20 protein-coding genes and 1 pseudogene are annotated in these 26,048 nt (G+C 59.4%); 7 read left to right on the forward strand and 14 right to left on the reverse strand.

Translation table 11 applies throughout. From position 1 onward, the window contains the following. Positions 1-616: 616 nt before the first annotated feature. Entirely contained in the window at positions 617-850 is a 234-nt protein-coding gene (locus SB659_RS17560; protein WP_410551280.1) for a hypothetical protein, read from the forward strand. A gap of 198 nt (positions 851-1,048) precedes the next feature. Here SB659_RS17560 and SB659_RS17565 read toward each other — a convergent pair whose 3' ends face one another. Next, positions 1,049-2,113 carry an acyl-CoA thioesterase domain-containing protein gene (locus SB659_RS17565; protein WP_410551281.1) on the reverse strand — a complete coding sequence of 355 codons (1,065 nt, stop codon included), beginning with the start codon at positions 2,111-2,113 and terminating at the stop codon, positions 1,049-1,051. Positions 2,114-2,857: 744 nt separating this feature from the next. Between SB659_RS17565 and SB659_RS17570 the strand changes: the two genes are divergently transcribed. Both SB659_RS17570 and SB659_RS17575 read left to right on the forward strand, forming a co-directional pair. Continuing rightward, positions 2,858-3,298 carry a MarR family winged helix-turn-helix transcriptional regulator gene (locus SB659_RS17570; RefSeq protein ID WP_410551282.1) on the forward strand — a complete coding sequence of 147 codons (441 nt, stop codon included), beginning with the start codon at positions 2,858-2,860 and terminating at the stop codon, positions 3,296-3,298. After that, a complete protein-coding gene (locus tag SB659_RS17575; protein ID WP_410551283.1) occupies positions 3,291-4,712 on the forward strand; it encodes an MFS transporter in 1,422 nt (473 codons plus the stop codon). The genes SB659_RS17570 and SB659_RS17575 overlap by 8 nt, the downstream gene beginning before the upstream one ends. Positions 4,713-5,347: 635 nt before the next feature. Here SB659_RS17575 and SB659_RS17580 read toward each other — a convergent pair. Next, a complete protein-coding gene (locus SB659_RS17580; RefSeq protein WP_410551284.1) occupies positions 5,348-5,740 on the reverse strand; it encodes a hypothetical protein in 393 nt (130 codons plus the stop codon). 990 nt (positions 5,741-6,730) lie between these two features. On the opposite strand from SB659_RS17580, the gene SB659_RS17585 reads away from it, so the two are divergent. Further along, positions 6,731-6,997 carry a hypothetical protein gene (locus tag SB659_RS17585; protein WP_410551285.1) on the forward strand — a complete coding sequence of 89 codons (267 nt, stop codon included), beginning with the start codon at positions 6,731-6,733 and terminating at the stop codon, positions 6,995-6,997. A 62-nt stretch (positions 6,998-7,059) separates the two neighbouring features. Then, the gene (locus tag SB659_RS17590; RefSeq protein WP_410551286.1) at positions 7,060-8,055 is read left to right on the forward strand and encodes a zinc-binding dehydrogenase; all 996 of its coding nucleotides are present in this window, start codon (positions 7,060-7,062) and stop codon (positions 8,053-8,055) included. 181 nt (positions 8,056-8,236) lie between these two features. On the opposite strand, the gene SB659_RS17595 is transcribed toward SB659_RS17590, so the two are convergent. The 7 genes and pseudogenes from SB659_RS17595 to SB659_RS17625 form a co-directional block, all read right to left on the reverse strand. Continuing rightward, positions 8,237-9,751 (reverse strand): MFS transporter, encoded by a 1,515-nt coding sequence (locus tag SB659_RS17595; protein ID WP_410551287.1) that lies wholly within the window; start codon positions 9,749-9,751, stop codon positions 8,237-8,239. 596 nt (positions 9,752-10,347) lie between these two features. Then, positions 10,348-10,653, reverse strand: coding sequence for a DMT family transporter (locus SB659_RS17600; RefSeq protein ID WP_410551288.1), 306 nt, complete (start codon positions 10,651-10,653; stop codon positions 10,348-10,350). Then, entirely contained in the window at positions 10,650-11,003 is a 354-nt protein-coding gene (locus tag SB659_RS17605) for a DMT family transporter (protein WP_410551289.1), read from the reverse strand. The genes SB659_RS17600 and SB659_RS17605 overlap by 4 nt, the downstream gene beginning before the upstream one ends. A gap of 106 nt (positions 11,004-11,109) precedes the next feature. Continuing rightward, positions 11,110-12,466: pseudogene (locus tag SB659_RS17610) on the reverse strand (glycogen debranching N-terminal domain-containing protein); the annotation flags it as partial. A 169-nt stretch (positions 12,467-12,635) separates the two neighbouring features. Then, a complete protein-coding gene (locus SB659_RS17615) occupies positions 12,636-14,924 on the reverse strand; it encodes a molybdopterin-dependent oxidoreductase (protein ID WP_410551290.1) in 2,289 nt (762 codons plus the stop codon). A 341-nt stretch (positions 14,925-15,265) separates the two neighbouring features. After that, positions 15,266-16,414, reverse strand: coding sequence for an alcohol dehydrogenase family protein (locus tag SB659_RS17620; protein ID WP_410551291.1), 1,149 nt, complete (start codon positions 16,412-16,414; stop codon positions 15,266-15,268). A gap of 20 nt (positions 16,415-16,434) precedes the next feature. Beyond that, entirely contained in the window at positions 16,435-17,883 is a 1,449-nt protein-coding gene (locus SB659_RS17625; protein WP_410551292.1) for an aldehyde dehydrogenase family protein, read from the reverse strand. A gap of 353 nt (positions 17,884-18,236) precedes the next feature. Between SB659_RS17625 and SB659_RS17630 the strand changes: the two genes are divergently transcribed. Together SB659_RS17630 and SB659_RS17635 are read left to right on the forward strand one after the other, a co-directional pair. Continuing rightward, entirely contained in the window at positions 18,237-19,919 is a 1,683-nt protein-coding gene (locus SB659_RS17630) for a choline dehydrogenase (RefSeq protein WP_410551293.1), read from the forward strand. A gap of 321 nt (positions 19,920-20,240) precedes the next feature. Next, positions 20,241-20,675 carry a hypothetical protein gene (locus SB659_RS17635; protein ID WP_410551294.1) on the forward strand — a complete coding sequence of 145 codons (435 nt, stop codon included), beginning with the start codon at positions 20,241-20,243 and terminating at the stop codon, positions 20,673-20,675. 805 nt (positions 20,676-21,480) lie between these two features. Here the strand turns inward: SB659_RS17635 and SB659_RS17640 are convergent. The 5 genes from SB659_RS17640 to SB659_RS17660 all read right to left on the reverse strand — a co-directional run bounded on the left by SB659_RS17640 (position 21,481) and on the right by SB659_RS17660 (position 25,958). Then, positions 21,481-21,606: a hypothetical protein gene (locus SB659_RS17640; RefSeq protein WP_410551295.1), complete on the reverse strand. Its 126-nt coding sequence runs from the start codon at positions 21,604-21,606 to the stop codon at positions 21,481-21,483. A gap of 1,029 nt (positions 21,607-22,635) precedes the next feature. Beyond that, positions 22,636-22,998, reverse strand: a complete 363-nt coding sequence (locus SB659_RS17645) for a hypothetical protein (protein WP_410551296.1) — start codon at positions 22,996-22,998, stop codon at positions 22,636-22,638. Positions 22,999-23,123: 125 nt separating this feature from the next. Then, positions 23,124-23,504 carry an acyl-CoA thioesterase gene (locus tag SB659_RS17650; RefSeq protein WP_410551297.1) on the reverse strand — a complete coding sequence of 127 codons (381 nt, stop codon included), beginning with the start codon at positions 23,502-23,504 and terminating at the stop codon, positions 23,124-23,126. Between the two features lie 20 nt (positions 23,505-23,524). Then, positions 23,525-24,430, reverse strand: a complete 906-nt coding sequence (locus tag SB659_RS17655; protein ID WP_410551298.1) for a nitrilase-related carbon-nitrogen hydrolase — start codon at positions 24,428-24,430, stop codon at positions 23,525-23,527. 289 nt (positions 24,431-24,719) lie between these two features. After that, entirely contained in the window at positions 24,720-25,958 is a 1,239-nt protein-coding gene (locus tag SB659_RS17660; RefSeq protein WP_410551299.1) for an NAD(P)/FAD-dependent oxidoreductase, read from the reverse strand. Positions 25,959-26,048 lie beyond the last annotated feature (90 nt).

Raw genomic sequence — 26,048 nt, forward strand, 5'->3', positions numbered from 1 at the left:
CTTCGTCCCCAATGGACGCTCTGACGTCTAGCTGCCGGGGACCCTTACGCGTCGGCGTGATCTCGGCTGTCGCACGTGAATTCCTTTGAGCTCGCCGCTGAGCCTGCCGAACCCGAGTCGCTCGCCGAAGCGGAGATTGTCGAGGGCAGTCACGCCATGGGTGCTGACGCCTAGGGTCGCTCCTTATCCTCCCGGCCCCTTGCATCGACACCCTGCGGCTCGACTATGGTTGCTCGCTTTGTCGCTATGCACGCCACCCGGCGAACGACTCCTCGGCACTGTGAGTCGCGGGTTATAGAAAGGCGCTCGGGATTTACCCCCGCCTTTGCTTTTGTCCTCTGTATTCCTAGTCATAAGGGTGCTAAGAACCGGATCCGACCGCCGATCCTTCGGGCTTGTTGGGGTCTGCCGTAGCATGCTGTCGTTCCTCCCGAACAACCATCCATACTTAATCCTCACCGTGTTCGTCGCCGCCGCGTTGGCGGTCCTGGTGGGCGTTCGGATTTCTACGTGGTGCCCGAGCGTGCCGAGCTCCTCAAGGCGCTGTACCCGATGGGATGGGCGCGAGCATTGCACTTTCCGGTGATGCTCTACTGCGTTGATTACGGTGGTGCACGTGTTCTTCACCGGAGCATTGCGGAACCTGAACCACATCTACGGCTCCCGGGACGTTGTGGGCTGGTGGGGCCTCGCCACTTTGCTGGTTGCCGTGCTGGTCATTGCCGCAGCGACACCGACCACATGGGGTCCTGGTCGTCAGGGCATGCTTTCCAAGGAAATCTACATTCTGCCGCTCAAGAAAGTACTTCCGGTCGGGACCCCTGATTCAAGAGATAACCGGTGGGCATGATGCCAAAAGCAATTGACCCTGCCAGACCCGTGAGTTCCCGAAATGGTCGCCAAGGTTGTCCGCCTCAAGGGCGACGGCGTCAACTACCGCCGGCCCCTGGAGCAACTACGCGTTGTTCGACCTTGACTACGGGCCCGTCAGTGCGCCGGGCGGAGAATCGCTTGGGCTTGTGCAATCGGCTTGCTTTTGGTGGGCTGGTCATTCTCCTCCCTTTGACTCCGCGCCTGGTGCATGCGATGTCGGGTTGCCTGGAGTCGTGTGGCCGCTGAACAGTCCCACGTCCACGATGCGCAAGGAGCGTCCGGGATGGCGGATTCTTGCCCGAGAAGTAATCGGACCCGTGGCCGGGCGGAGGAACACCAACCGCAAGGACTGGAGATCGAAAGAATCAGAATCGGGCGGCATGGCCGCCTTGGCAGCGAGTCCCGCCATCATGGTAGTCACTCCTCCATGAACGGTCCCGTTGCGATTCAAGAACTCGTCGATCATGGGGAGGTCCGGCCCTTTGACGAATCCGTCGCTGTCTGCTGGGCCGCCGTCCGCAGCCTTCGACGCCAGACTACGAAGACCTAGCAACTTGTCCAGGGTGACGTCGAATGTGGGTCCTAGAGGCAACGCGCCCATGCGATGGAAATTGTCGAGTGCTCCAGTCGGGGCGGAGTGAACCGCTTGGAACCATCCAACGGCATGCACGTACTCCCTTGCGTCCGGCCCACGAAGGGCGCCAAAGGCCACGCCTCCCCTGGAATCAACGAAGCCGCTTCTGGTCCACGCCTCGAGAACGGTGCCGTCCGAAGGTGGCGGCACCAGGAAGTTCAGTTGGAGTTCCGTCGTGACCATCGTAGAAAGCTCCGGGGCCGCAGCGCGGATAGAGGTTGCCAGAGTTTGGTCGAGTAGGGCAGCGGCCGACAATCCCGTTGCGCGCCCGTCTTGGTCCAGGCACCAGGGGCCGGTGACTATGGAGCCGGTGCACTCCGGGATTGTCCCGTCCATCGCGCCACGCAGTCGGGTTCGCAAAAGCCGCTCGACTCGCCCCGAGGTTGGCGCCCTGAAGTTGAAAGTGCCATTCCACGAACATATCGGAATCTCCACGAGGCCTGAATCAACTTTGTAAATTGGACGTAAACCTGCCACCGAGGTTCGCATCAAGGCGTACATGGCGTTGAAATACCAGGGCGCGTCTCCTAAAGCTGTCACCCAGATGCTGACTGCCCGGAGAACGGCTCCGCCAAGGTAGGTGAGTGCGAGTTTGTCGTACCACATCGCGAAGGCCCGTCACTGATTGAAGATGCTGAATAGGTCCGTATTGCCCGGCGCGTACGCTAACTGGGCCCACAACGAACATTCGGATCATGCATTTGCACCCTCAGCAGCGGTCTTGATGTATGCGGCGTATCGGTCAGTTGGCTTCGCTAGCAGAGGACTTCAGTCCGCCCAATTGTCATCCTTGATATGAGCAGAAGGGCCGGGATTTCCACGGGTCCGACCGTAAGGGCGTGGCGGGTGGGGAAGTGGCACATGAGTCCAGGCTTGCTCACTTTGGCGGCAGTGGCGACCTTATCCAGCGTAACGCGGGGCCACCGGGTGGGCAGGCAACCTTAAACCCTGCTTCATCCCGTGGTGTGCACACTTCTGCTGCTGTCGTTCTACCCAGCAGAGTCTGGCGACCGCTGCCTCGATGCCGATTCGATCGGCCTTAGCGCCGACGCTTAGAAGTGCTGCCATGAATATTCCGCTCTGACGCCGTGAACGATGACGAGGTTGGGGCCAGCTCTGGCGACAACCACTCCAATGTTGCTGTTGAGCCGCTGAATCCAGTACTGCCGAGCTTTCCGCCGGTGGACAAAATCACGCACTCGGAGCTCGGACCTGCCTAATCCATCCGTCTGGATTCCGCTACCCCCTGATGACCACCTTCCCGGTCCCACAGGCGGAACCGTACTCGACCTTTCGTGGTTGTGACTGATTACACAAGTAACTTGGTCAAGTTACTTGTACAGTTAAGGGGTGGAACCAAGAATAATCGCAGGCGAAATTACTACGCGCTCCTTCTTCGACGCACTACGTCCGCTGTGGCGGCGCCTCGATGCTGAACGGACGATGTCCCCTGGCAAGCTTGGCGTGATTAGCCGCTTCGTGGAGCAAGGGCAAGCGGCATCGTCGGAACTTGGTGCCGTTGCTCACGTCAGCCCCCAAGCAATTTCGTTGGCAGTCGGCGAGCTGGAACGGCTGGAATTCGTGGTGCGGGCGACCGGCGACGAGGACCGTCGTCGGACCTGGACCATCCTCACGGTCGAGGGACGGCGCAAACCAGTTCAGGAGGTTGCAGCCGAGCATGCCTGGCTTGACCGTGCAGTTGCGGAACGGTTGACACCGGAAGGCCGGAAGGCGCTGGAGGGGGCTATCCGAGTCCTGAGCAAGCTTGGGCCTGAGGTGTCCGTTGACTGAACCGGCCGTACGTTCAAGCCTGGTTCCGGCGCTGGTCTACGCGGCGCTCTCCACAGCGATCGTGAGCTCGCTCGGCATGTTGTTGGTGCCGTCAATTGCCCGTGAGATGGATGTGCCGGTCAGTACGGCGCAGTGGATGCTCACCGTCAACCTTCTGGTCGGTGCGGTGGCGACCCCGGTGATGGGACGGATCAGCGACGGACCGCACAAGAAGCGGCTCCTGCTGTTGGCACTGTGGATCATCCTCGCCGGGTCCGTCATGGCTGCGACGGCTCCAAACTTCACGGTGTTCCTGGTCGGACGGGCGCTTCAGGGCCTGACCTACGGGATTGTTCCTGTGACGATCGCCCTCGCCCGCCGCTACATCGCTGCTGATAAGGTGCGATTCTCCATATCGAGCCTGTCGGTGACGGTGGCGACCGGCCTTGGCGTCGGCTACCCACTGACCGGAATCATTGCGGGGCTCTTCGACTTCCGGTTCGCTTTCTGGTTTGCCGCGTTGTTCGTGGTGACGGCGATCTTTGTGGTCTTCCGCGCCGTGCCGGCAGGACCCGACGAACGAGCCCCACGGCTTCCCTTTGATTTCGCCGGAGCTAGCCTGCTTGGCCTCGGTTTGGGCCTTCTGCTCCTGGGCGTCAGTGAAGGGCCTTCGTGGGGATGGAGCTCTCCCGGGGTCATAAGCTGCTTCATCGTGGCGGCAGCAGTCCTGACCGCTTGGGTCCGGGTGGAGCTTCGGACGCGGCATCCCCTGGTCAACCTTCGGGTCCTGCGGAACGGTGAGGTGTTGTTGGCGAACGGCACGGGCATGGGGTTGGGTGCCGCGATGTACATCGGCTTATCAATCTCCAGCCTCGTGGCCCAAGCCCCGACTTCAACCGGCTACGGCATCGCCTTGCCCGTGTTCTGGGCCGGTTTTGTGATGCTTCCGCTGTCGGTTGGAAGCTTCCTCGCGAATCGTATGGTGCGCCGTTTGGCGCGCAGGATTCCGTTGGCGACTTTGCTGCCGATCGGCGCAGGCATTATGGCAGCCGCCGGAATGCAGCTCTGGTTTGCCCACACTGCGCTTTGGGAGATCCTGACCGGGATGCTGGTATTCGGCCTGGGAATGGGTGCCAGTTATGCCGCCATGCCAGCGCTGATCGCGCGGAGCGTTGCCGCCGAGGAACTGGGTAGTTCCGTAAGTTTCAATCAGGTCCTGCGCAATGTGGGAAGCTCCTTCGGCACAGCGGTCTCGGGTGCGGTGCTGGCAGCCAACATGGCGCCGGATCTTCACCCGACCGGTGCCGGAATCGGAACCTCGTTTGCGATCGGCGCACTGCTCTGCGCTGCGGTTTTTGCAACGCTACTTGTACACGCCCTGATAACGCGTTTTCGCCGGGCTACTGATGGGCGGGCGGACGCTTTGTTCAAGTAAACGTAGCAGCGAGGAGACGGCAGCTGGATGCTGCCTCTAGACGTGCCTGGCGTCGTTGTCCTTGTTGGCTACGAAGACGAGGGGCGGTGAAGCTTACGGACTCGCCGCTGACCGGCCGTTCGGCGGCCTGACGAGAACTCGGTGCTTGCCGAATCCATGGTGATCCAAGCGTAAACAGAATCCCTCGCCGTCTAGCGCCGAATGGTCGCCTCCACCTTTCGCTGGCTGACGGCGCCCCGATGGGGGAGCTCTTTTGACCCATTCCACTGCTCGAAGTGGCAGTTTGCGACGTCCCTCTCAGGCGCCCTCGTGGTCCTGTGTGCGTCCTTCGTGAGAGAGGTTGTTGCGGACGGAAGAGCTCTGTGACGCTTTCTCCATAGGTATGTTTGTGTGTCGAAAGCGTGAAGGCCCTGGGCAGCCGCTGCCTCGTGCCTTCGCCATCATTGGCTTGCGACTCCCGCCCGGATCTCACGCCTTCGGGTAGGGCGAGCCGAATTAGCCGATGGGAAAGATGTCCTCGATGTGTTCAAGCTCTGCCTCGGTGGAAATTTCACCACCCCATCACGTCGAACCGGGCGAGAAGTGGCTGCGATTGAGAGGACGCCAGAGTCCCGAGGGCTCGTTGGCACAAACAACTAGTTACGTGCAAATGAATATCGTTTTCCGTTGCCGGTCCCAAACACCCGAACAGGCCCTCGTATCGATGCACCCTTGGACCGGGCTGAAGACGCGGCCTTGCAGCGGGGAAGGACGTCGCAAGCGACCACGATGACGACCTCAAGGAACAGGGAGATAGTCAGCACCTTTGCTGACAGTTCGACCTTGAAATAGCCGAGGATTGAGCTGGCAGCCCAGAAGATGCTTGCCCAGACGTACCAAGGGAGGTTGGGCCCGTTGAGCGTGCCATGTACCAACTCGCCCATGACGACACCCCCGAACACGACGCTTCCGGCATAGGCGCAGAAATAACCCGGAAGTGCAACCAGACCGGAGCCAACGGCAGAGATGCCGGCTACGGTCTCGCGCAATCCGCGCCGCGGCGCAGCTGCCGAGCGTCGAGAAGGCCGAGGACGAAATGATGTTTCTCACCCAAGCGGAATTCGACTTGATGATGGAGGGCCTGGCGGAGCGGTACCGGGACTTCACTAACTTCCAGGTCATGACAGGCGCACGGTTGGGCTAGGCAACGGCAGTGACCGTGGCGAACATTGATTTGGTGGGTAAACCGGCTACGGCCCGCTTCAACAAGGCATGGAAGCGGGACGGTCAGAACCAGTTCTGCATTGGGCCCAAATTCTGTAGCGGTCCACACCGTCTCGGATCAGCGCAGTGAGGACCTAAAACGATTCAGCCTTAAGAAAATAGGTAATCTCGCGAAAGTTGGGCCGCTGTTCATGCCGAGAAGTCGCAGACGATCCGTTCCAGCCCTGATCAGGCCAACGTTGTCTTTGTTAAGATTCCCCGATCTTCATATCGGAGATTGCCATCCTCGACGCCTTAGTCTCTTCAATGCCGCCGGATCAAGACCTGCGTAGCTAATCGCCCCAGACGGTGGCGAAACCACCTTTCGGGGCCCTCACCGGGCGGCCCCCGCCGATATTGACCCCGGTGGAAGGTCGGTGAGGAGGAACCGTTCAAGTTACAAGCCAGTGCCCGCCCAGGTAGGCTCCTGCAGTTTTTCGCCGTTCATGGGGCTTCCCTCATGTTGGACTAGGCTGAACTCGAATATGTACCATTGTACGCACTGGGTCCGACACGGGAAAAGGCATGAGCGAGGAAACCGAACGATCCCGGTCGCAGTGCCCATGTCCTGCAAGCAACGCTGGAGGTGATCAAGGAAGATGGGTGGCTGGTGTCTCGTATCGCGGTGTCGCCGCTCGCACCGAGGTTCCACTTGGCTCGATGACTTGCTGCTTCCCCACTCTGGAGGACCTTATCGTGGATGCCTTCGACTCGACTCGCAGCCACCTCGGACCCCGCCAGGCCGTGCGCTTTGTGAGGCCCGAACCCTCACGGACGTGGTCGGAGTGCTAGTCAACGCAGCGATCGGCACCACTAGTCCTACCCTCGACGACATCCGTCTGCATGAGGAGGTCCGCCACTACGGAGCGCGGAACCCGAAGGTGACAGAGGTGCTCCAGTGCGTCGAGGACGATTCCCTCGAGATCCTGCATCGGGGACGCCGAACCCGGACCGCACGCACTGTCAATGTTTTGCTTTGGGGGTGGTGGAGTCATCGCCTCGCCCACGGCGATTCCGCTTTCAATGATCTGACGTTGCGCTAAACTCTCAACGCTCTCGTCGCCCCTCCAACCCCAAATCACCCATTCCACGAAGGAGCAACATCATGTCTGAGACAATGCGCGCCATCCGCTTGACCGGCCCGGCTGACCTTCAGGGGCTCACGGTCAGCGACGTACCGATCCCCGACGTGCGACCAGGATGGGTGCGTATCCGTGTGAGGGCGTTCGGGGTCAACGAGTCCGAGGTGACCAGCCGTCAGGGTGAGTCCAGTCCCGACTTCTCATTTCCCCGGGTCCTGGGAATCGAAGGCGTCGGCGAGGTCGATGCTATCGGTAAAGGCGTCGACCTCGCCCCCGGACAGAAGGTTGCCACAATGATGGGCGGTCTGGGTCGAAACATCGACGGCAGCTACGCAGAATACACAGTTGTCGATGCCGCGAACCTTATCCCGTTCGACACCGACCTAGGTTGGGACATCGTTGGGGCGCTCCCGGAGATGTTGCAAACAGCGCACGGCTCCATCACCAGCGGGCTTGGAGTTCAGACTGGCCAGAGCGTCCTCGTCCACGGCGGCACCTCCAGCGTGGGGCTCACCGCCATTGCGATCGCTCACCACCTCGGTGCCACCGTCATCGCAACAACCCGGAACCCCGCCAAGTCCGACCTCCTCAAGAGCGTCGGCGCGGACCACGCCCTCAGCGACGACGAGACCCTTCCTGAGGCAATCCGGGTGATCGCACCGGAGGGTGTCGACGCCGCACTCGAATTCGTGGGAGCCACCGCACTGCCTGATGTGCTCTCACTCATCCGACCCGGCGGCACCGTCTGCTTCGTCGGCGCACTCAGTGGGGCCTGGACCGTCCCAGACTTCGACCCTTTTATCATCCCCACCGGCGTGCGGCTTACCAGCTACGCCGGCGAAGCCCGCGACCTCCCCGCCAGCGCGCTGGACCAGTACTTGAACGCTATCGAATCCGGGGCACTTAAAGTTGTCATCGCGGAGGTCTTCGAAGGACTTGATAAGGTGGCCGACGCGCACCGCGCCCTCGAGTCCCGGCGCGAGCCCGGAAAGTACGTCGTCGTCCTGCCCGCACCATGAGGCATCGTCTCCCACTCACCTCCTTGCTGAAACTCCGCCCAGGGAGGTGAGTTCAGGGACCGACTCGTCACGTTACAGGCGTTCTTGGCGGCTTGAGGTCGGTGCGGCTGCAGATGGAGTCGTTCTCGAATGCGACCTCTTGAGCCCGGCCGGATAGGTGGCCGGGAGGGCTTCGGATCGGTTAGAAGCGCCGGCCGCCCTCCGAATCTGAAGGAACATCTTGAGTGAGGGCCATTTCGGCGGGATCGAGGAGGTTGTTGGAGTCCTGGGTATCAACGAGGTACTGAGCCTCTTCCTTGGTTTCCACGTTGGGTAATGAGCCGTTGAGAGGCTTCCTGCTTGTTTCCTTGAGGAAAAGGACGGAAATCAGTCCCAGCAGGGCTGCGCCCATCAGGTAGTAAGCGGGCACCATTCTGTTCCCGGTGGCTCCGATAAGTGCCGCAATAACCAGAGGAGCCGTCCCGCCAAAGGCCGCGTTTCCCACATTGTAGGCAAGCCCAAGAGCGCTGGAACGCGACGGCGTCGGGAACTGCTCAGGCAGCGAAGAAGCGTAGCTCGACGAAAAGAGGGTTGCGCAGACCATGATGAAGAGTGTCCCGAGTTGCGCGCCCCAAATTTGGCCCGAACCCATCATCATGAACGCTGGAACCGGAAGCACGATGCCCAGGATTGCGCCGGTGAACAGGATCCGCTTCCTGCCTATCTTGTCCGAGAGCGAGGCAAAAAACTGGGTTGCGAATGCTGCGAGTACGAACAAGGGGAAGATGACAAGGGCGCCAAGGGAACCCTGGAAACCCAGCGTCTGGTTCAGGTATGTGGGAGTGAACGAGGTCATGGTGTAGGCAATGACATTGCCTGCGGCCGCGACACCCATGACGGGCAGAATGAAACGCCCATGGGCCCGAATGACCTGGATGATACCCGGGTTTGTTGCCAGCTCACCGGTTCTCCGGGACTCCTCTGCCCGTTCCTTCAAGACGGCACTGAACGTAGACGACTCTTCAATGCGATAGCGGAAATACAGGGCTATGGCGGCGAGCGGGCCTGCGACGAGAAATGGAATCCGCCAGCCGAAGGATAGCATCGCGTCCTGACCGAACCCCAGCTGCAGAAGGGCTACCAGGCCGGCTCCAAAGGCGAATCCCAGATAACTGGATCCCATGAATCCAACATAGAAACCCCGCCGCTTATCCGGCGCATATTCGCTCAGGAAGGTCGCGCCACCGGTGTATTCCCCACTGGCGGAGAACCCTTGCAGCAGTTTCAAGAACACGAGAAGCGCCGGAGCCCAAAGCCCGACATCCGCGTACCCGGGGAGCAGCCCGGTGGCAAACGTGGAGACGGACATGAGGAGCAACGTGAACGTCAGGACCTTACGCCGCCCGATCCTGTCTCCCAGCCATCCGAAGAAGACGCCGCCCAGTGGTCTGGCAACGAATGTCACTGCGAATGTGCCGTACAGGTAAAGAGCCTGGACTGTCGGGTCGGCCTGCGGAAGGAAAACAGGCCCCATTACCGTTATGAGGTAGGCAAACACGCCGAATTCGTACCATTCGATAATGTTCCCGACGACCGTTCCAGCAACGGCGCGCCTTAAAGCGGCCTTATTGACTATGCGGACGTCACTGATTTCCAGACGCAGCTTGCCAGGTTGGGCGCCGGTGGCACTCCCAAATCTTTGATCTCCAGTGGACATTGGTACCCTTCGTTGATTCACAGATGCCAGTCGGGGTCGCATCAGACCGCAGGCCTGAAAGAAGGGCCTCGGTCCTGCGTTGGTAGGGATACCTAATCAGCTATCTACAGGGTGAACCATAAGACATTCGCCAACGAAACACCCGCAAGTTCGTATAGCCCCTGATCCCCTGCAGGGTCGGGAAGTCATCGTACCGTCCCTCATCAGGTCAACTATCGACTCGACCCAACATTGGTTGTAACGCTCCGGAAATGGAGAACGTCAATGGTGGAAATCTTTGCATCTTAGATTTGAGTCAGCGCCGAAAGAGGCTGCCATCTTAGAGTCGAACCCCATTGGGAGGGCTGAACAGTGAAGTCTCGTAGCCTGGCTTCCAACGGATCAGGTGACTTGAGGTCTCGAAACCCGACTAGCAATGATTCAGGTGTGCCGCGGTCTGGATGGGAAACAGTCGATAGTGCGGTGACGATGATAGGACCGTATGACGAAGCCTGCCAGCTACCTGGCTGTTTCTGCCTGGAATCCGGTTAGTCGCTGACGTGGTTCACTACTGGCCAGGGAGTCTGGGTGTTCAGTGAGCCAGGCCCGCGCCGATTTCAACCACCAAAACTCCTGCGCCGGTGAGCAGTATCCCGAAGGCCATGAGCGGTGTTAAGGGCTCCTTGAAGAAGACACGGGCTGATATTTGCTGTGAGTGCGACACCGCAAGCAACCCAGATCCCATAGGCTACGCCAAGTGCAAGCCCTTCGGCCAAGGCCATGCTGAGGACGACGTTTGCACAGATATAGCCGACCACTATGGGAATAAGCGACAGCTTCTTCTTCAGCTCTTCCGAAGCCCGCAGGGACACCGTGGCACCAACTTCGGTAGCGATGGCCAAGCTCAGGAAAACCCAGCTCATTGGGCATCCTTCGCTCCTTGAAGGCGCTTGGCGTTTTGCGATCCAAGCTCGACTGTTACGACGCCGGCGAGTATGAACATCATCCCCAGGCCCATTAGCCATGTAAGGGTTTCGTCAAAAATGAGGGCGGATAAAAGCGCGGTGGTTGTGACTCCACTTGCGCCCCAAGCTCCATAGGCAACGCTGATGCTCATACCGAAGCGCAAACAGACTGTGAGCAGGCCAACGGCGGAGATGTATCCGACGACGACCAACACATACCAGCCCGGCGTTTCCAGGGCGGCTTTGAGAGCGAGGATAGCGCTCACCTCCGTTAGGACGGCACCGCCGAGCGATAGCCATTTCTTCACTCTGCTTCTCCGTCCCGGGTCAGGTCGATCAATTGCGCCAGGATTACGGATCGATCTGCCGCACTTGGCCTAAGGACACCGCTGGCTTGGGCGGCCCATCGTTGCCCAGAGCATCGTCTCCGGCGTCATATGCCATCCAGGCGCGGGCCGCGTTGGCCCCGTAAACATAGGCTTGAACCTCACACAGGGCTATCGGTGGTTCGGGCATACGTCCGTCGGCGAAATTGATGCCGTCCCAGGAATCCTTCCAGCCCTGGTTGATCAAGCCACGATGGTTCAGGCGTTCATATTCGACAAAACCGTCGCCGTCTTTGTCGCCGTAGTTCCGAATCCACTCCAGTGCGCGGTCTGCGTGAGGCAGCAAGGCGGCGATGGTGTCCGCAGCGAAGCCCCAACGACTGACCGATCCGAGAACCATGACGAACAGTGGGGTGGCATCAAAGCTGCCGTAATAGGCGGCCTTGCCTCCGAGAGCGAGTCCACTGGACACATCGAACCTGACCTCATGCAGAATCTTGCCAGGTTCTTCTTCGCTTATTGGATCTACTGCGCGGCCCTGGCGGTCTGCCAACGTTTGCAGCGTACCCAGCGCCAGGGAGGGATCGATCGGAAGGGACCCCTCGGATGCCCATAATGAGTCGCGGCCGAAAAGGGTCATGAACCAGGGAGCACCGGCGGCCACGACAACCCGGTCCGGATGGTTCGGGTCCTCGATCCTGAGTGCACCCAGGTCGTCACAGCTACGCCGCATGGTCCGTTCGATTGACCGGTTCCCCATCTGCAAGACCGGAATCTTGGCTACCCACTGTTGTCGGCGCAGGTCACTGGGGGAGAGTTCGCCGTCAGCATGGCCGAAAGACGGCGGACGAGTGCCGCTCTCGGTTTCGGGCATCACCGTCAGGGTGGTACTCCACTGGCCGTGCGTTTCAACGGTCACCCTATACGTCAACGTTCCCGGCGTCTGCTCTGCGCCGGGTGCGCGGGTAACGACGCCCTTTCTGACATCTTGCCAAGTGGCGTGAAGAACCAGCTCATCGCCCCGGCTCTGGGAGGTCCCAGCCCAACGCCTTTTTATTCGCGCCTCCTTCACTTCGACAAGATCAGCGAAATCGGCTGCGACTCCTATTCCGAACGGTGATCTGCTCGTGGATTCCGGACCCCACTTCACGCAGCCGCTCCACGATAAGGGCGCTGTCGGCATGCCCGTTCAAGCCGGGGACACGTCCCGCAAAAAGCGCGCGGTAGGGTTCCTTCGTTTCGGCCCCCAGCTCTTCTACGACGTGGCCGTTAACGGTCAAGCCCCAGAGCGACAGGATGCGAGTGTCTTGGACGAAAAGGCCCTGTGGATTCCCGGGATGGATATCTCCGTTTCCCAAGGAGATGCAGAATGACGAACCCTCAACCAGGGTGACAGTTCCGGCTCCTAGAGGCCCCGCAGCGTTATCAGCACTCCAACCGGACATTCCAGCCCCCCGAATAAAGGCCAGCGCCGTTTAGCCGCCGACGCGCCACACGGTCGCAAGTGAACATTCCTTCGAAATGGACGCTACTCTCGCCTGGGGGTTTAGGCCAGCTCGTATGAAGGAGAACAATGATCTCTGCTTGCCCGAGACCGGGTACGCAAACTGCGTCCTACTGCTCCGGCACCAAAACTGGCGGCGTGAGCACATCCAGTTCGGGAATGTCGCCTGACCAAGCCTCAACCTCAACGAGCGCGTGCTGTGCAGTAGTGGCCTGCGAAAGACTTGAGGACGGCCTGTCGGAGGTCAGCACATTGGGATTCCCGTGACGGCAGAACGACGGATCATCGGGTGCGGGGTCGTACCAGGCCCCTGCTGAAAGCTGGACAACACCCGGACGTATTGCATTGGAAATTACAAGGCCTGCCAAGCACTTTCCACGGTCGTTTCTCAGTAAAACGACCTGTCCGTCCGAGAGCCCACGGGCGGCTGCATCTTTAGGATTCATTCGCAGGGGCTCACGCCCCTGTATTTTGGACCTTTGACTGGTGGCCCCTATGTCCAGCTGGCTGTGTAGCTTGGTCTTCGGTTGATTTGCTATAAGGTGCAGCGGGTAATCTCCACCTGATCCAAGCCATTCGTCGGGCTCAATCCAGACGGGATGACCGGGACAATCAGCGTAGCCGAAGCTTTCGATCGTCGAGGAGAAAATCTCGATCTTGCCGCTGGGGGTGGCCAGCGGATGCCCAATTGGATCCCGCCGGAATTCGGAGAAAAGAACCTGGTCCGTATTTATCACCGGGATCTCGATCTTCTCGCTCGCCCAGAATGTGTCGAAATCCACCACGGTGGTTCCCTTGTCGGCGAGCCTCTTCTGCCACCCGTCGTATAGATGGCGAAGCCAGCCCATGGTGTCCCGGTTTTCGGTGAAAGCTTCCCCTCGTCCCAGTTTTTCTGCCACGGCGGCGAAGATATCGAAATCATCCCGTGCTTCTCCAGCAGGTGCTGTCAGGGCGTGCATGGGGAAGAACGTGGGGTCGTTACGACCGGCCCCATAATCGTTTCGCTCAAACGTCATTGTTGCAGGCAGAACTATGTCGGCATGCCGCGCCGTACTGGTCCAGAACTGCTCATTGACGATGACGGTTGCCGGTTTTGACCAGGCCCTACGGAATTTGGCCAAGTCCTGGTGGTGATGGAAGGGGTTGCCGCCGGCCCAATAGATTAATTCTATTTTCGGCAGAGTCAGTCGATTGCCATTGAAGTCGATCTGGCTGCCGGGTTCGAGTAACATGTCCGAGATCCGCGCGACAGGGATGTAGGACGATTCTTGGTTCCGCCCCTGGGGAAAGGAAGGAGCGCTGGACACTCGCAGGGGCAATCCGACGTCCGCAGAGGAGCCATATCCATGCTGGAAACCGCCACCGGGCAGGCCGATCTGGCCCAGCATGGCTGCCAGCGTCACCCCGAGCCAAACGGGTTGCTCGCCATGCTGCTGTCGCTGCATTGACCAACTGATGTTGATCATTGTCCGCGAGGCCGCCATCTCGCGCGCAAGCCGAACGATTCGTTCGGCGGGTATCGATGTCAACTTTTCTGCCCACTGGGGGTTCTTGGGTGCTCCGTCAACGTCACCCCGGACATAGGACAAGAATTTGTCGGCCCCAACGCAATAGCGATCCAGGAATTGCGAGTCAGCCAGATTTTCTGCATCCAGAACGAAGGCCAGTGCCAGCATCAATGCGGCATCACTACCGGGCACTGGTGCGATCCATTCGGCCTTGGCCTCCGCATAGGTATCGTCCGCGATTGGTGATACATCAATGAAGCGGCAGCCTCGAGCAACCGCGTCCTTGATTGCGTTTCGGGCGACATGGCGGCCAATTCCACCTGGGCCGATTCCACTGTTTTTTTCTGACAATCCGCCAAAGGCAACGAATAGCTCGGTGTTCCGGCTGACCACGTCCCAGGATGTTGCCTTCGCCATAATTTCAACCGGGGGAGCGATGACGTGCGGAAGCACGACGCCGGAGGCCCCGTAACTGTAGTCAGTAACACCTGCAACATATCCGCCCAAGGAGTTCAGGAATCTGTGGATTTGGCTTTGGGTGTGATGGAAGCGGCCGGCGCTGGCCCATCCGTACGAGCAGCCGTATACAGCCATGGGACCGTATTCCGCGTAGACCCGTTTGAGCTCCGAACTGACTAGCTCTATGGCCCGTTCCCAAGACACCTCTACGAAGGTCTCGGAACCACGTCCTGATCCACTCCCTGGCCCGTTTTCCAGCCATCCCGAACGAACTGCCGGGCGCAGCACGCGAGTTGGATGATGTTGCGCAGAGGCCACATTATCGAGAATGTCTCTGGGGTCCGGATCTCCAGACCATGGCTTGACGGACCGCAGAGACGTTCCGTCGCTCTCAGCTTCGAAGGCTCCCCAGTGTGTCAAATGCGTGCTCATGCTTTGGGTCCCCTTGCGTCGTGTCGAGTACGTCGATCTGGATCCCGTTCACGTCCTTGGACGTACCAGGCCATTCTGAAAAAAGATTAGGTCCGGAACGGGCGCGTGGACATTGGAGTAGAGCCGACAGCTGTCTCGTGTGATCGGGGAAACTCCAAACGACCTCTGATTGGAAGTACCGATCTATTCGTCCCGTGTCCGGGTTAACCGACGACGGCGACGCACACCTGGAAGGGGCGACCGTCGCCGTCGTCCGTCTCGAGGCCGGCAAAAGCGAAAACGCTTGCCGGAAGCTTCAACTCCCCGGCCAGCGCCTTCAGCTGTTTTCAGTTACGCGTACGTCAATCGGAAGTTGTGGAACCTTCGGGCGTGACCACAATCTTGCCGATATGGGTTCTCTTCAGCATCGTTTCCTGAGCCTTCGTGAGCTCAGAGAGCGGAAAGCTTTCTTCCACGAGAGGCTTGATCTTTCCCTCCTCGATAAGACTGACAAGGCGTGCGAAGGTCTCCGGCGTCGGGTTGGTGATCCCGTGCAATTCCAGGTCCTTATAGATGAGCTCCCGAAGGTCGATGCGGCTCACGGGTCCACCGATGGCTCCAGCCGTCGCGTATCGGCCCCCACGCCTCAGCATCAGGAGCAGACTTTCGAACATGCTGCCTCCCACAACATCGATGACGACGTCGGCTCCACGTTCACCGATGACAGCTGCAACGGCGGCTGCCAGGTTTGGTACGTCTCGAGGGACAAATCCGTCGACTCCGAGTTCCCGTAGCCGGGCCTCTTTGCCAGCACTCGCAATGGCGATAACACGGGCGCCACGTGCCTGCGCAAGCTGGATTGTCGCGGTGCCCACTCCACCGGCGGCGCCGGTGACGACGACGGTCTCGCCGTCGCTCAGCTCGGTCCGGGCCAGCATCTCCTCGGCGGTGTCGTAAGAGCAGGGGAAAGTGGCGAGCTCAGCGTCACTGAGGTCGGTGCTGATGCTATGCGCGTTCACGGACGGCACAGGCACATACTCCGCGAATCCTCCGTCCCGGTCACCACCGAGGTACTCAACGATCTGTGCACGGCGGGGAAGCTTCGGATCCCGAACAGACGGGTCGACGACGATTCGGGTACCAATCCGGCTCTCATCCACTCCTTCCCCTACCGCCACGATGGTTCCAGCCACCGAGGCCCCCTGAACGCGGGGAAACGACATTTTCGCGCTATTCCACGTGGCACCGGCGTCATCATCGCGCCCCGACCGCCCAAGTTCCTCTGAGACAGACTCTTCTACGACGCGGTCGTACCAGCCAGTGCGTGTGTTGATTTCAGTATTGTTGAGCGCGCACGCACCAACCTTGACCAGCACTTCTCCCGGCCCCGCCATGGGGGTCGGCACGTCGGTCCGAAACACCAGCTGGTCGAGGCCGCCGTGGCCGACCAGCTGGACAGCAGCCATCTTTGTGGGAATGTTTGTAATCGTGCTCACTGATCTCTCTGTCATCTCTTAGTCCTCCCCGGTTCTTAAAGGTCGAGCCCAGGCTTGACCATGACGTGCTTCAGCTGGGAGTACTCGTCCAGGCCGTGCAGCGATAGCTCGCGACCATAGCCCGACTCGCCGTATCCGCCGAATGGCATCTCAGACACATTGGGCGTGTGTTGGTTGACCCACACCGTGCCGAAGCGAAGTTCTTTGCTGAAGCGCAGCGTGCGCGCAAGGTTGGTCGTCCACACGCTGGCCGATAGGCCGTAGTTGACGTCGTTGGCGAGCTGCAGCATTTCGTCGTCGCTTTTTGCCGACTGGATACTCACTACCGGGCCGAAGACTTCGCTCTGAACGATCTCATCTGTCTGCTTGACGTCGGTGATCACAGTAGGTTCGATAAACCAGCCTGGACGATCTGCCTGTCGCCCGCCCGTCTTGATTGTGTTGCCAGCGTCCCGTGCGCGTTCGATGAACCCGAGGACGGACTTCAGTTGCTTTTCCGAAATCACCGGCCCCAGTGTGGTGGCAGGGTCGGAGGGGTCGCCGAGGACAAGTTTGCTGACTTCCTCGGAGTAAGCCTCGACGAATTCCTCATAGACAGACTCTTCAACGATGATGCGGCAAGCAGCGGTGCAATCCTGGCCAGCGCCCGAATACCCGAAAGTCACGAGGTCCCTGGCCGTCTGACGGATTGGGCTATCCGCGAACACCAGCACAGGTGCCTTGCCGCCGAGCTCGAGGCCCACCTTCTTGACGGTTTCTGCAGCCGTTGCTGCTACAAACTTGCCGGTCGAGGTTGCGCCGGTAAACGCGATCTTTCGAATTCCCGGGTGCTTGGCCATCGCGGTGCCCGCTGAACCGCTACCCAGGATGAGGTTGAGAACGCCTTCAGGAACGAAGTTGTTGGCAATCTCGACCAGCTTGAGGGTGCTGAGGGGTGTCACGGTGGCCGGCTTGAGGAGGATCGTGTTTCCGGCTGCCAGGGCCGGTGCGATCTTCCAGGCTGCCATCAGCAGAGGGTAGTTCCAAGGCGTGATGAGACCGACGACACCAAGAGGCTCGCGGCGAACCCATGAGGTGCTCTCGTTGTCGTACTCGTCGACGGCGGGCGCCGTCGAGATGCGGGCAGCGCCCGCGAAGAAGCGAAGAACATCCACGACGGTCGGCACTACGAAGTCTCGCACATCTCCGATCGGAAGCCCCACGTTCAGGCTCTCGATCCGAGCGAACTCATCGGTCTCCTGCTCAACCGCATCAGCGATCTTGAGCAGAACGGCCGCGCGCTCAGCGGGGGAGGTGCTTCCCCAAGTCTTGAACGCCGCAGAGGCACGCTGCACGGCAGCATCCACGTCGGAATCAGACGCTATGGGGAATCTGGCGATCACGTCTCCGGTCGCCGGGTTGAATACCTTCGAAGCGTCTTCACCTTTCTCATCAGCGAGGTACGTTTCTGCAAAGGCCATAAAGTCCATGCTTTCCAGGGTCATTGTCGCGTTGCTCCTCAGTGGTCGTGGTAGTCGTCCGGGTGTGGTCACTGTCAAGTTCCATCATGGCTTCCCGCGATGGACGGCGCCTCGTAGATTTTCTGAAACCAATGCAGAAAAGTGAGCCGTGGCACAACTGACAACCATGTGAGGGCGTGCGGATCAGGCTTCCGGGGTCGTTCCGTCTGACAACCGTGAGATCCACTGATATGTCATGGCTCACAAGATCCCTGCCGGTACTTCGTAATCTTCCCTAGCGCCTCGCCTCCGCACTTGGGGAAGGATGTTGCTAAGGCCTCGGCTTTCAGTCGAACGACGCAGCTCGACAACGCCATCTACCAAGTGAGGACAAAACAATGAAGCTTGATGCTTATGACTACATCATTGTTGGGGGAGGTTCCGCAGGTTGCGTCCTCGCGAACCGTTTGAGCGAAGATCCACAAAACCGAGTATTGGTCCTTGAAGCCGGTCACAGGTACTCCTGGCTTGATGTCCCCGTGCGAGTGCCTGCTGCATTCCTCTTCCTGATGGGTCACCCCTTCTATGACTGGCGCACCAAGTCGGAGCCGGAGACAGGGCTTAAGGGTCGTCGAATTGACCACTATCACGGCAGGGTCATGGGTGGAAGCAGCTCGATTAACGGGATGTTTTATCAGCGCGCCAATCCACTCGTCTACGAACGCTGGGCCCAGGAGACAGGAACCGAAGAATGGGACTACGCTCACGTTCTTCCGTACTTTAAGCGGATCGAGACGTTCAAGGGCTCGGATCCAACCGGCGAGTACCGTGGTAAATCGGGACCTATTCCAGTTAATCAGCATCATCACAACGGAACGCGGAACCCGTTGTTCGGTGCGCTCTTTGAAGCGGCTGAGGAATCGGGCTACGAACTCGTCAACAACGTGAACGGCTACCGGCAGGAGGGTTTCTCCTCGTTCGATTCAAACATCGACAAGGGTGAACGTTACAACGCTGCGCGCACGTATTTTGCCCCGGCAAAGAAGCGGAAGAACCTCGATGTCATCACGGGTGCTCGAGCAACGCGGGTGGTTTTCGAGGGCACCCGTGCAGTCGGCGTCGAGTTTGCAACTCGGTTCCGGAAACGGAACATCGCGAGAGGCGCTGAAGTCATTTTGAGCGGTGGTGCGTACAACTCGCCACAGCTGCTGCAGCTTTCGGGCGTCGGCAACGCAGCCGAGCTGAAGCAGCACGGCATCGACGTTGTTGCCGACCTGCCTGGCGTCGGCGAGAACCTGCAGGATCACCTTGAAGCGTTCATCATGTTCGAGTGTAAGCAGCCCGTCTCCAACCAAAGCATTGTCAAGAAATACACCTACCCGATGACAGGGCTCAAGTGGTTGTTCAATAAGACCGGACCGGGTGCGTCGAATCACTTTGAGGGTGGCGGCTTCGTTCGCTCCTTCGATGACGCCCCGATGCCGAACCTGATGCTGACTATGCTCACGCTCGGGGTGCGGAACGACGGCACACCTGCCGAGTCGCCTCACGCCTACCAGATCAACCTCGGTCCGCAGCAGCCACAGTCGAAGGGGCACATCAAGTTGCGGAACAGCGATCCGTTCGAACAACCCGTTGCAACGTTCAATTATCTGTCCACCGAACGTGATCGCCAGGAATGGATTGACGGGGTTCGCACTACGCGAGCCCTCATGAACCAGCCCGCTTTCGCAGCATTCAACGGCGGCGAGCTCTCGCCCGGGCCTGAAGTCCAGTCGGACGAGGAGATCCTCGAGTGGGTCTCCCAGGATGCCGAGACGACCTACCACCCCTGCGGGACCTGCAAGATGGGTAACGATGACCAGTCTGTCGTTGATCCCCACAGTTTCCGGGTACACGGCGTGGACGGCCTTCGAGTAGTCGATGCGTCGGTTATGCCTTCAATCCCGAATGCGAACCTCTATGCGCCGGTCATGATGATCGCCGAGAAAGCGGCCGACGTGATCCTAAACAAGGGTCCGCTTCCTGCCGAGCACGTCGACTTCTACCGGCATGTGGCGGCGGAGGGGCTGAGCATTTAACGCTGTCCATCTTTCAGCTGGCTAGCGGGCTCCCGAGCGTCCGCAGGCACGCCTTGATCGTCTGAGTAGCCGGCCGCAAGCGGCCGGCTACTTGGGAAACTCTGGGTCCGCTCCTTGATGCGATGTGGGGTGAATGCCCGGGAACAGGTCCGAATCGTGGACCGCCCTGATGATATGAGGGGATGACCAGGTCCGACTGGAAAAAAATCTAGGATATCAACTCGAGCCGAACGTCGCTGGACGGACTGACGTTCCTGGACAATGCCAGTCGAGATGGGGAGGGGAGAAGGTGTGGACCGGCAGGAGAAAACCCCGCGAGCGGTGAGCGGCACAGTCGGCGCATGGATGGTGACGATTCCCAAGACATTCCCTCCGTCCTCGACTGTCGGTGAGGTCCGCTCCCTCTTTGCCGACGATCACGTGCACATGGCCTTGGTCGTCGGCGCTCACGGAGAGCTTCTGACCACGATCGAACGCGCTGACATTCCCACGGAAGCACCCGATGCGACGCCCGCTGCACATCTGGGACGGCTAGAGGGCAGGACGGCCTTGGAGTGCTGGTCCATTAATCAGACGACCGGGTGGCTAAATCATCAGGGCCGGCGTCGGCTTGCCGTCGTCGATGCCGGCGGGCACCTTCTGGGCCTCCTCTGCCTCAAGCGCAGTGGAACGGGTTACTGCTCAGACGCGGGCGTACTTGCCCGGCAGCAGGAATTGGGCGAACAGCGCGCTGGAGGGTCTCCGCGCTGTGCCTGATTCGCCAGAGATTATCCACGTTCCGCTCGGTGGTGCCTTTGACGCCCAGACTAAACCATAAGCCCAACCACCCTGCCCACGGCGGGACAGCCGTTCGATTCGCACCGTTGGTGGGATACACCAACGGTGATGTTCCAGGCGAATTCGGCTGCGGCAGGAGCACGGCAGCGTTGGCAGCGATTGATAATAGGCGCGGCGCGCTGCAAGTGCCAGCAGGCCAGTCAAAGCTCGGAGACGTTCATCAGCTGAACATCCCCTTGCACAACTACAACGGATATGGGCGAGCAAGGTTGTCTACACGCCCCAAGCATCGTCGAATGGTTTGACCCGCAATTACGAAAGCCTCTCGATCAGTGACCGGGCTGGGGTCCGGAGAACCGTCGAGGATTCCGCATCGCCGCTTTCTGTTGATGATCTCTGATGCGAATACGGCTCGCGTGGCAACGCGATCCCGGTCCTCAAGGTTCTGTCTTGCGCCCTAATAGGTGTCGTACTCAAGTCATATGAGTTGGTGGACACCTGGCGTCGCAAGTGGCTTTCCGCGGTAGGGATCGAAATAAGTGACCTGCAGTTGAAGGGCAGCAGTTGAAGGGGCCAGGGCCTGGCGGTGCAGGCATCGGTGCAAGGTCTGATGGAAATCCTTCGTTCTTGCCTATTGTGGTCGAATTGTTGCTTTGCCTGAGGTCGGTTAGATGCCTCTGGCGGTGCGGAACTCCACCAGCGCACCGGTGCGCCGGCGTCGTGTGGATTCAAGGCCACCGTTATCGGAAAGGGATTTTTCCGGCGTCGCGTGGCGAAGGACGACCTAGGAGTCGACGGCGAGCGTAGAGGCGCTGGTCGCCACGGTGGCGGCCAATGAAGCCTGCTCCAGACGTGAATGGTCATCGATAATCTGGAAGATCGCTACCTTCTTTCCGCCGGGGGAGGCCATTCTGTCGAATTAATCTGCTGCCACGCTTGGGGCTGAGGATAGGCGGATAGCGTTGAGGCTTCTTTTCGGCACTCGGGTACGACTCTCCGGCCCGGACAATACCGTCGCCGCAGTGGCAGGGGGGCCGAATCCCGCCCTCCGATGTTTCCAACAGCCCCATCTCAGATGCCGCCACCCGGACTTGGTAAAAACACGCACGGCGGTCATTGTGCTGCTTGTAGGAGGCGGTACCAGCACCCCGAAGCGAATCTTGGAACAGGTGGCAATGGCATGTCAGCCAGCTTGTGGGCGCACCAGCTCAAATGTCGGTGACGGTAGCTCAAATGTCGGTGACGGTAGCTCAAATGTGGGTGACGGTTTCAATGATGTGCCCTGCCGGTGGAGATGGTCAGCGAGGGCGAAGCACGGGCGGGGACTGGTTTTGGTCTTGCCGGAGAACGACGCGTTCGAGGGATCGCGACCGAGTTTGGGCCCCGAAAAGGACGCCGGTGGCCTCGGGAAAGGGTGATGAAGGCCGTGCAAGTGCATTCGTGCTTTCGAATTCGACGTGCGACAGTGAATCATCTTGGGCGCCTGGACTGGTTCTTTGACGAACACTATCGACAAAGCCGCAGGCGGCCACCGTCCTGATGGGATGGAGGCCTTAATTCGACTACAGCCTGAGCGACGCAATCTACCGTCGGCAAGAAGGCCGGACACGTGACATTGAAGACTTCAACAAGGCGTTACCCTTCTCCGAGCCGCACTCCTGTGCTGAATAGCCACGCTACGGCAACACTTCATAACCGTCAGATGAATGAAAGAGCCGCCGTTCCCCGAGATCTGTCGTAACCCAGATGATATTGCGGTCAATGGTCAGGGCATCTACTTTTCCAGCAAATCGGTAATTGCCATGTTCGAGAACCACGTCGTGCCCTTCTTCCAGCAGGCCCCAGGGAGTGGTCGATCCTGTCCCAGCCCGGGGAGGCCGTCCGCTATTGTTCCCGGCCAAACCGGACTCGGATATATCCGCCATTGTCGGGATTCAGCCTAAGCGCCTGCGGCACGCCAGTGGACGGGGCTGATGGAAAGAAGGAGCCGTGTACCGGGGGTTGCACTGTACTGGACGGTAGTTCCTTTGGGAAGAACAAGCAATTCGTCGGCATCGCCTGTCAGGGTTTCCTTTTGTTCCCCATCGATAATGACCAGCCGGGCCTGGCCCTCGATGACGTAGATTGATTCCTCGTACTGGACGGTCCAGGGATCGCTGAAGCCGTTCTCCTCGAAGGTCATGATGTACGTTCCGAGCTGCTGGAGCTCGCTGCCGGCCGTTCGATGCTCGATTTTTGCCGGACCAAAGTCGTTCACGTTGGCAGGATCAAAGGCGGGTTTGTGGATCAAAGAGATGGCCATGGTGGGCTCCTAACGCTGTAGTTCGTGATTTGATGAGCAATTCGTCGTGTTGAGACGGAATGCCCGGCTGTGCTGTGTTGATAAAAGTGACTAAAGAGCAGAGAAATACAGAGCAAGAGCCTAAATTAGCCCTGCAGGGCGCCATGGAGTGCCACGGCGACGGCGCCCGGAAGTGGCCGGGAACGAGCCTGAACCGGATCGACGTTGACGTAGACGAGTTCGACCGTCGCCACCTCCGTCCCGCCACGAGCAATCGAAACGTCGATCTTGAAGCTCGAATTCCCGACGTTTCGGCACTTGACGTCAACGTCGAGAATGTCGTCGAAGTAGGCGGGGGATTTGAACAAAAGAACTGCACTGACCACCGAGGGATCCGTCCCTTCAGCGACCAGCTTCGGGTACGGCCAACCAATGCTGCGGAAAAACTCCGTCATTGCCACGTCTGCGACCTCGAGGTAGCGGCTATTGAAGAGAAACCCCTGCGAGTCGACCTCGTGGTTTCTCACGCGATGCTGGTACAGCGGCATCAGGCTCCCATTTCTGCCTGCAGCTTGGCGTAAAGATCCAGCCTCCGCAGTGCCAGCCCGGGTGCTTCAGGTTTTGCCCGTGAGGCGACCAAAAGGTCATGATCCAAGTCTGCGACCAGCACCTCTTCGTCGGCTGTTGTGGTGGTGGCCAAGATACCGTCGTTGATTCCCACTGTCTTGTCCACAGGCCCGGCGACAAGGGCCTTACCAACTGCGAACATCGGAGAATCGGTCGGAATGCCACTTGTACCGAATAGTGGTGACATCACGACGTACAGCTGGTTCTCAATCGCACGCGCCTGGCAGCCAGTACGTACTCGGTGAATGCCCCGTCGGTTCCATGTGAGGGAAGGGCAAAGGATAAGGTCGACGCCTTTGTGGACCAGGTAACGTGAAAGCTCAGGGAACTGAATGTCCGCGCAGATCAGAAGGCCGACAGTAAACGGTCCGATCTTTGTGACCAGGAGTTCATCGCCGCCACGGGCCCCAAGGGCATGCTCCTGCGGCGTGAGATGGATTTTGTCCTGGGATTCTATCCGACCGTCCGGGTGGGCGATAAATGCAGTGTTGCGCAGCGATCCATCCTCGGCGACTCGGTTATGACTTCCGCCGGCCACCACGATGTTGTGATCCCGGGCCATCCTGCGCATGCTCTCAACGAGGTCATCCGTGAACTCCGGAAGGAACTTCCAATAGTCCGCTGTGATTGTGTCGGTTGTGACTTCATGATCGGTGACTGCTCCGAGGAGCCCTGTGCTGGCCAGCTCGGGGAAAAGCACGACTTCGGCTTGCTGCTCCGCTGCGCGCTTTACCAGCCCCTCCACATGGTCCAAATATTGCTGGAGGGTCCTCTCAGGCCGAAGCTCGAACTGAATGGTGGCTACCTTTAGTGACGCCTTGGTCATAGGAATCTCCTGTCTGCGAAGTCGGCCGTCCCTGGTCGGCGATTCTTCCACGTGTATTCTTCCCGCGGTTGCGGACGAGTTGGTCGGCAGGTCGAAGAAAGAGTGGCGCATGGCGTTGTTATGGCAATCCACGTGCCAGCCGACTCATGCAATAGACGCTAATGGAGCTTCGATAGGCTGACCACTAGGAGGAATCCGAAAGGATAGTCAGCGTTTTGGTGCTCAGTCCAAGAGTCAGGACCATCGAGCCGGCCGCCAAGGCATTGGCACGGAACCGAGTAGCGGGAACCTACTCTGCAGAGCTTCTCAGGGCGGACCGGTTCATTTTTAATGCACCAGCAAAGACACTCGCCTCCCCGGCTATGACCTCCGCCATTACCTGGCCGCAGATAGGCGCGCTTGCGATACCCCAGGCGTGACCGAGATTGACATAGGCGCCGTCAGCCCGGTCGACGATGGGCAAGTGGTCACTTGTTTCGCTTCCCAGACCTGCCCAAAGCCCCGTAACTCCGTATTCAGCAAGCTTTGAGTATCTGTCCAAGGTTGTTGACACCATTGCGTTGGTGGCATTGATGCTGATGTGCGGATTGAGTGAACCCCGTCCGTCAAAGCTGTTGCCGATGAATATCGACCCGCCCCGGTTTTGGGCGATCGAGTCATCATAGTCGACGAACGAGGAGGCGGACGCTCCGTCCACGCTCTGTCCATGATTGGAGCCGTTCGGGCGGGAAAATATCGCGGCGTCGTAGGTTGGAAGGTCAGTGAGCGCACCACATCCGTAGACCCCCCGGGGGCCGTGCATTATGGGGTTCAAGCTCCTGTCAATGGGCTGAGTCAGCATCTGACCGACTCTGGCGGTCCCGATTGGGACATCGATCCCCTCGGCGCGGAGGTTGGTTGACCAAGCGCCTGTTGCCCACACCACGCCTGATGCATGAATCTCGCCCCGAACCGTGCGGACCCCCGTGACGGTTTCGCCATTTCGCAGTGTCGAAAGGACTGACGTATTTTCAAACGTGCGGATCCCGGCTCGAACGCAGGCGCTAGCCAGTGCGTTGACGAACTGGACACCATCTATTTGGGCGTCATCGGCGCAAAATACAGCGCCCAGAGCGCTTTCCGGAAGTATTGATGAGTGCTTCTGAGCCTCTTCACGACTGATCATGGTTGCGTCCAGTCCGGCTGCCCGCCGATTGGCGGCATAATCTTCAAGAACCCTGCCCTGTGCGTCGTTTTCGAAGAAAAAGAGGCCGCCTTGATTGCGGTAGTCGAACACGTCGCCAAGATCGCTTAGGTATTCCTGGTACTTTTCCCTGCCGGCTTTAGCGAGTGACAGTTCATCTCCTGTGCGTCGGGTCTGCAGCCACAACGACCCCGGATTTCGTCCGGAAGCGCCGTAGGTGGGGAACCGCTGCTCTACGACGACGACGTCGAAACCCCGCTTGCGCAGCTCCCAAGCGGTGCAAAGCCCCACAATTCCTGCTCCTATGACGACAATGTCACCTGTTGCAAGTGTGTCAGCGCTCATGGCAAGATACCTTCTTCCTTGGGCTGTCCTGTGCCCTCTTGGTTAGTCTTCCAGATAGACGAATCCGATAGCAGGATGAGAAGTCCTTGA

Origin of the sequence: Arthrobacter sp. SIMBA_036 (assembly GCF_046535135.1) — a bacterium.
GTDB lineage: Bacteria > Actinomycetota > Actinomycetes > Actinomycetales > Micrococcaceae > Arthrobacter.

Excerpts from the sequence above, each read along its gene's own strand:
- SB659_RS17615 (WP_410551290.1), bottom strand. The coding sequence starts at position 14,924 with ATGAGCACGCATTTGACACACTGGGGAGCCTTCGAAGCTGAGAGCGAC.
- SB659_RS17625 (WP_410551292.1), bottom strand. The coding sequence starts at position 17,883 with ATGACCCTGGAAAGCATGGACTTTATGGCCTTTGCAGAAACGTACCTC.
- SB659_RS17590 (WP_410551286.1), top strand. The coding sequence starts at position 7,060 with ATGTCTGAGACAATGCGCGCCATCCGCTTGACCGGCCCGGCTGACCTT.
- SB659_RS17630 (WP_410551293.1), top strand. The coding sequence starts at position 18,237 with ATGAAGCTTGATGCTTATGACTACATCATTGTTGGGGGAGGTTCCGCA.
- SB659_RS17600 (WP_410551288.1), bottom strand. The coding sequence starts at position 10,653 with ATGAGCTGGGTTTTCCTGAGCTTGGCCATCGCTACCGAAGTTGGTGCC.
- SB659_RS17640 (WP_410551295.1), bottom strand. The coding sequence starts at position 21,606 with ATGGCCTCCCCCGGCGGAAAGAAGGTAGCGATCTTCCAGATTATCGAT.
- SB659_RS17660 (WP_410551299.1), bottom strand. The coding sequence starts at position 25,958 with ATGAGCGCTGACACACTTGCAACAGGTGACATTGTCGTCATAGGAGCA.
- SB659_RS17655 (WP_410551298.1), bottom strand. The coding sequence starts at position 24,430 with ATGACCAAGGCGTCACTAAAGGTAGCCACCATTCAGTTCGAGCTTCGG.
- SB659_RS17620 (WP_410551291.1), bottom strand. The coding sequence starts at position 16,414 with ATGACAGAGAGATCAGTGAGCACGATTACAAACATTCCCACAAAGATG.
- SB659_RS17565 (WP_410551281.1), bottom strand. The coding sequence starts at position 2,113 with ATGTGGTACGACAAACTCGCACTCACCTACCTTGGCGGAGCCGTTCTC.
- SB659_RS17645 (WP_410551296.1), bottom strand. The coding sequence starts at position 22,998 with ATGGCCATCTCTTTGATCCACAAACCCGCCTTTGATCCTGCCAACGTG.
- SB659_RS17595 (WP_410551287.1), bottom strand. The coding sequence starts at position 9,751 with ATGTCCACTGGAGATCAAAGATTTGGGAGTGCCACCGGCGCCCAACCT.